Source organism: Streptomyces sp. NPDC059564 (assembly GCF_042735575.1).
In the GTDB taxonomy this organism is placed as follows: Bacteria; Actinomycetota; Actinomycetes; order Streptomycetales; family Streptomycetaceae; genus Streptomyces.
The window spans coordinates 1-5,700 of the sequence record NZ_JBHWBP010000434.1 but is presented as its reverse complement, the minus strand read 5'-3'; the positions used below and the strand labels follow the sequence as shown (position 1 = coordinate 5,700).

Here is a 5,700-nt window from a genome sequence, read left to right as displayed (position 1 = left end):
CCACCGCCGAAGGGCCCGTACGGGGCCGGGCGCACGGAACGTACGCGACCTTCGAGGGCATCCCGTACGCCGCCCCGCCGACGGGCCCGCTGCGCTGGCGCCTCCCGCGCGCCGCCCCGCACCGGGCGGGGGTGCTCGACGCGGGAGCGCCGGGGGCCCGCTGCGTCCAGCTGCCGCCGCTCGGACCGGGCGGGCCGAGCGGCTCGGAGGACTGCCTGTACCTGAACGTCACCGCCCCCGCGGGGCCGGGCCGGGGGCGCCCGGTGATGGTGTGGTTCCACGGCGGGGGCTTCCGCAACGGCGCCGGCGACCCGTACCGGCCCGAACCGCTGGCCGTGCGGGGCGACACCGTGGTGGTCACCGTCAACTACCGTCTCGGCGTCTTCGGCTTCTTCGGCCATCCCGAGCTGGGCGGCGCCCCGGACTTCGGTCTGGCCGACCAGCAGGCGGCCCTGCGCTGGGTACGGGCGAACGCGGCCGGGTTCGGCGGGGACCCGGGCGAGGTGACCGTGTTCGGGGAGTCGGCGGGCGGGCTCAGCGTCTGCGCGCACCTGGCCTCCCCCGCGTCGGCGGGCCTGTTCGCGCGGGCCATAGCACAGAGCGGCTCCTGCTCGACCACCGTGCCGCCGTACGCCCTGCTGCCGACGCTCGGCGCCTACGAGCCCATCGTGCCCGAGCGGCGCACCGTCTCCGAGGGCACCGCGGCGGCGGTCCGGCTCGGCTGCGGCGCGCCCCCGTCCGGCACCGTCCTGGACTGCCTGCGCGGCCTGGACGCGGGCCGGCTGGCGACGACCGAGCTGATGGACGGCTTCTCCGGGGTCTCCTACGGCAACGCCCTGCTCCCCCTCGAACCGCGCCGGGCCCTGGAGTCGGGCCGCTTCCACCGGGTGCCGGTGATCCAGGGCACCAACCTGGACGAGACGCGGCTCTTCCTCGCGCAGACCCTGGCGGCGTACCCGGTGGACGGCGAACGGGGCTACCGGGCACGGCTGCTGGCCTCCTTCGGCGCCTCGGCCCCGGCCGTCGAGGCGGCGTACCCGGCGGCCTCCTTCCCGACGGCGGCGCTGGCCTTCGCGACCGCGCTCTCCGATGCCTCCTTCACCTGCCCGGCGCTCCGCGACAGCCGGGCGCTGGCCCGCCACGTGCCCACGTACGGCTACCTGTTCGCCGACCGGGGCGCCCCGAACTCCGTCGGGCTGCCGGAGCCGGCGGGCTTCCCGTACGGGGCGGCGCACGGCTTCGAACTGCCCTACCTGTTCACGTCGGTGCCGTTGGCGGAGCCCCAGCGGCTGCTGTCGGAGGCGATGACCGGCTACTGGACGCGCTTCGCCCGCACCGGCTCGCCGAACGGGCCGGGGGCCGCCGCGTGGCCGCGGATCGCGCCCTCCGCCGCCGCGTCCGTGCTGAGGCTGGCCCCGGGCCCCGGGGGCATCCGGCCGTTCGAGGCCGCCGCCGCACACCACTGCGCCCTGTGGGACGCCCTGCCGGCTCCCCGCCCCACCCCTCCCGGAAGGTGAACCGATGACCGGCCTGCACCGCGTCCTGGACCGGTACGTGAGCGGCGGCGCGATGCCGGGGGCGGTGGCCCTGGTCGCGCGCGGCGACCGGGTCGAGACCGCCGCCCTCGGGTACGCGCAGGCCGGCGGCGGCACGCCGATGGCCCCGGACTCGATCTTCCGCGTCGCCTCGCTGACCAAGCCGGTCACCGCCGCCGCGGTGATGACGCTGATCGAGGACGGCCGGCTGGCCCTGGACAGCCCGGTATCGCGCTGGCTGCCCGAGCTGGCCTCGCCGATGGTCGTCCGCACACCGGACGCGGCGGTCGAGGACGTGGTGCCGGCCGCGCGGCCCATCACCGTCGAGGACCTGCTGACCTTCCGGGCCGGCTGGGGCTTCCCGTCGGACTTCTCCCTGCCCGCCGTCGGGCTGCTGTTCAGCGAGCTCCGGCAGGGTCCGCCGCAGCCGCAGCTGGTCGCGGCGCCGGACGCGTGGATGGCCGCCCTGTCCCGGATCCCGCTGCTGCACCAGCCGGGCGAGGCCTGGCTGTACAACACCTGCTCCGACGTCCTCGGCGTACTGATCGCCCGGGTGTCGGGGGGTTCGCTGCCCGCGTTCCTGGAGGAGCGGGTCTTCGGCCCGCTGGGGATGACGGACACCGCCTTCGCGGTTCCGGAGGGCGGACTCGGCCGGTTCACGGGCTACTACCGCAGCGGGCCCGAGGGCGGCCCGCTGGAACTGATCGACGCCCCCGACGGGCAGTGGAGCCGCCTCCCGGCGTTCCCGTCCGGCACCGGCGGCCTGGTCTCCACCGCCGCCGACCTGTACGCCTTCGCCCGGATGCTGCTCGCCGGGGGCCTGACCGACGACGGGCGGGTGCTGCTGTCGCCCGGTTCCGTACGGCGGATGACCACCGACTGGCTGACACCGGCCCAACGGGAGGGCGGCGCACTGTTCCTGGAGGGCCAGGGCTGGGGGTTCGGCGGCTCCGTGGACGTCACCGTGCGCGACCCCTGGAACGTCCTCGGCCGCTACGGCTGGGTGGGCGGCACGGGCACGGCCGCCCACATCGTCCCCTCCACCGCCACCACCGCCATCCTGCTGACGCAACGCGAACTGAGCGGCCCGACCCCGCCCCCGGTCATGCGCGACTTCTGGCGCTACGCGGCCGGCCCGGAGCTCCCCTAGGGCCGCCCGCACGACCGGCCGGGGCGGGTCCGGGCGCGCCGCCGCGGTGGCGGCCCGGTCCCGTACCCGCCGCGCGTGCCCGCTCAGAGGCGGACGTCCCAGGTGGCCGTCGAGGTGAGGGTGCGGGCGACGGCGGGGTCGCGGACGGCGGGCGTGCGGTCCTCGGCGGTCACCGACAGCTTGTGGCCGCGCAGGTCGAGCAGCCACAGGTCGGCCACCCGTACCTCGGTGCGGCCCGCGAACCGCTTGAGCTCCCGCCCGTCGAGGTACCAGCGCACCGCCAACTGCCGTCCGTCCGGCGCGGCCAGGCGCGGGACGGCGGCCTTCGCCGTGTTCCGCAGCCGCAGGACGCGGTCGGTCGGGGTGAGCGGGGTGACGAGGTGCGCGTGGCGGTGGAACCCGCCGATCATCGCCTCGACGCCGGGGAGGTTGAAGGGCTTGCCCAGCACGCGCATCAGCGAGCTGTCGGTGGGCCGGTAGAGGCCGGTGACGTAGTAGCCGCCGCCCTCGTACGCGCCGACGGTCCCGCCGTCGGGGGACGGTTCGCCGAGCCAGCGGTACCACTTGGCCCGCTGCCCGGCCATCGCGCCCGCGTCCAGCGTCGAGGTGTTGGACTCGGCCGGCTCGGGGCCGGTGTACTTCTCGTAGTCGGGGACGCCGGGGTAGAAGTACTCGTCGGCGAGCTTGCCGAGGGAGTGCCCGGTCTCGTGGATGGCGACCTGCCCGGACTTGGGGTGGCCGGCGGAGGCGGTGGAGATGCCCTCGTAGCCGAGGGCGGCGCTGGGCTCGTTGTAGCCGGCACCGCCGTACTTGGCGCTGTTGGCCAGGACGATGACCAGATCGGCGGCGGGCGCCTTGGCCACGTACGCGTCCACCTTGGGCTGGTCCACGCACAGCAGCCGCTCGATGGACTCGCACCAGAAGTACGAGCCGAGCGCGGTGTCGCGGACGGTGTCCGGGCCGGGGTCGCCGGAAACGCCGGACTGGGCGGAGACGGCGTCCACGGTCCAGACGTTGAAGAGGTCGCGGTACGTCGTGTACGGCTCGACGGCCGTGACCTCGGCCCACTTCGCCCGGGCGTCGGCGTGGAACTGCCCGAGCTGGTCGGCGGTGTAGCCGTCGCCGATCACGACCACGTCCAGCCGGTCGCCGGTGGGGCCGTTTCCGACCATCTTGGTGACCTGCCCGTCGGCCGCCCGGGCCGGATCGGAGAGGCGGGAAGCGGCCTTGGCGGGCCCGGCGGCCGGCACCCGGACGTGGCCGGAGCCCGCTTCCCCGCCGTGCTCCGGCCCGGGTATCTCGACCTCGACGGCGGCGGCCCGGCGGGGCGGGTCGGCCGCCGCCACGGGCGCGGAAGCGGCGGTCGCGGCCAGCAGGGCGGCGCTCGCGCACATCGCTGCGAGGGCCGTGCGCAGGGCCGGTCTGACGGCTGGTCTCATGAAGTCCTCCGCCTGGAGAGGGAGTTGGCCGGGGAAATTAAGTACGGAGTTAAATCCGCTGAACCAGCTGCTTAAATTAGGTGGCGCGCGGGTCCTGCGCAATGGGTGACTCCCGCTGAATACTGGGGAGTTGAAACAGCCAGGTACACAACGGGGGCATTTCGTGGACGAACCGGCCGAGATCGGCCGCAGGGTGCAGCGACTGCGCGCGGAACGCGGTCTGACCCAGCGGCAGTTGGCGCAGCCCTCGTACACCCCGGCGTACGTGTCCACCCTGGAGGCGGGCAAGGTCCGCCCCTCGGAGGCCGCGCTGCGCTTCCTCGCCGGCCGGCTCGAGACCTCGTACGAGGAGCTGGCCACCGGCCGCCCGGCCCATCTGGCCACCGAGCTGCGGCTGGCCCTGACCGACGCGCAGCGCACCCTCGCCACCGGTTCGGCGGACGAGGCCGCCCCGCACTTCGCCCGGCTGCTCGCCGAGGCGGAGCGCCTGGGCCTGGCCGACGAGCGGGCCGAGGCGCTGCTCGGGCTCGGCGACTGCGCCCTGGAGTCCGGCGCTCCGGCCGACGCGGCGCGGCACTTCGAGGCGGCGGAGCTGCTGCTGGCCGGGGAGCCGCTGCCGCGCCGGGCGCGGGCCGTGCGCGGCCGGGCGGTCGCCCACCTGCTGCGCGGGGAGCTGCGCTACGCCTGCTACCTGCTGGAGTCCGCGATCGACGCGCTGAACGCGGGCGGCCTCGGGGATCCGGAGGCGCTGGTGCTGCTCTACGCGGCGGTCATCAGCCCGTACCTCGACATGGGCGCCGTGGCCCGGGCGGCCCATGCCGCCGAACTGGCGCTGGCGCTGGCGCCGGGGGTCGGGGATCCGGCGCTGGTGGCGGGGATGCACCGGCAGGTGGCGCGGACCTTCCTCGCCGAGGGCCGGCCGGCCGACGCCGACGCCGCGCTGGCCAAGGCGCAGGCCGTGTACCGGCAGCTGCGGCTGCGCACGGACCTGGCGCACTGCCACTGGATGCGCGGCTACATCCGGGCGCAGCACGGGGAACTGGAGGCGGCGGAGCGGGAGCTGAGGACCGCGCGGGAGATGCTGGCGGCCCGGCGGGCGGCCCTGTACACCGCGCAGGTGGAGGTGGAGCTGGCCGATGTGCTGCGCCGGCTGGGCCGGTACGAGGAGGCGGTGGAACTGGTCTCGGGGCTGGTGGAGCCGCACGCGGCGCCGGGGTCCGTGGACGCCGGGGCCGTGCACGCGGGCGGCGCGCACCGGCTGCTGGGGCTGATCGCGCAGGAACGCGGGCAGGCGGAGGCGGCCGAGGAGCACTACGTACGGGCGCTCGCTCTGCTGGAGCGCAGTGGGGCGGGCGGCGACCTGGCCGACCTGTGCCGGCTGCTGGGCGACCTGCTGCGGCGGGAGGGCCGCACGGAGGCGGCGCTCGACGCCTACCGCACCGGGCTCGGCCACCGCGCGGCGGCCCCGGGCACCACCACGCTGGGCCCGCCCCCGGCGGCCCCCTTCGGCGCTTCGGCCACGACCCCGCCGCCGGCCCCGGACGCGAAGCCGCTCCCGGCGCCGCGGTGAGGGCGG

4 protein-coding genes are annotated in these 5,700 nt (G+C 76.2%); 3 read left to right on the top strand and 1 reads right to left on the bottom strand.

The genetic code is table 11. The features are described 5' to 3' along the window. Positions 1 to 1,517: carboxylesterase/lipase family protein (locus tag ACFV0Q_RS37465; RefSeq protein ID WP_385011952.1), on the top strand; the 1,517-nt coding region annotated here is incomplete at its 5' end. Positions 1,518 to 1,521: 4 nt separating this feature from the next. After that, positions 1,522 to 2,685, top strand: coding sequence for a serine hydrolase domain-containing protein (locus ACFV0Q_RS37460; RefSeq protein WP_385011949.1), 1,164 nt, complete (start codon positions 1,522 to 1,524; stop codon positions 2,683 to 2,685). An 83-nt stretch (positions 2,686 to 2,768) separates the two neighbouring features. Here ACFV0Q_RS37460 and ACFV0Q_RS37455 read toward each other — a convergent pair whose 3' ends face one another. Continuing rightward, on the bottom strand, positions 2,769 to 4,124 hold the full coding sequence (locus tag ACFV0Q_RS37455; RefSeq protein ID WP_385011948.1) for a M64 family metallopeptidase: 1,356 nt from the start codon (positions 4,122 to 4,124) through the stop codon (positions 2,769 to 2,771). A gap of 163 nt (positions 4,125 to 4,287) precedes the next feature. Between ACFV0Q_RS37455 and ACFV0Q_RS37450 the strand changes: the two genes are divergently transcribed. Then, positions 4,288 to 5,694, top strand: a complete 1,407-nt coding sequence (locus ACFV0Q_RS37450; protein ID WP_385011945.1) for a tetratricopeptide repeat protein — start codon at positions 4,288 to 4,290, stop codon at positions 5,692 to 5,694. Positions 5,695 to 5,700 lie beyond the last annotated feature (6 nt).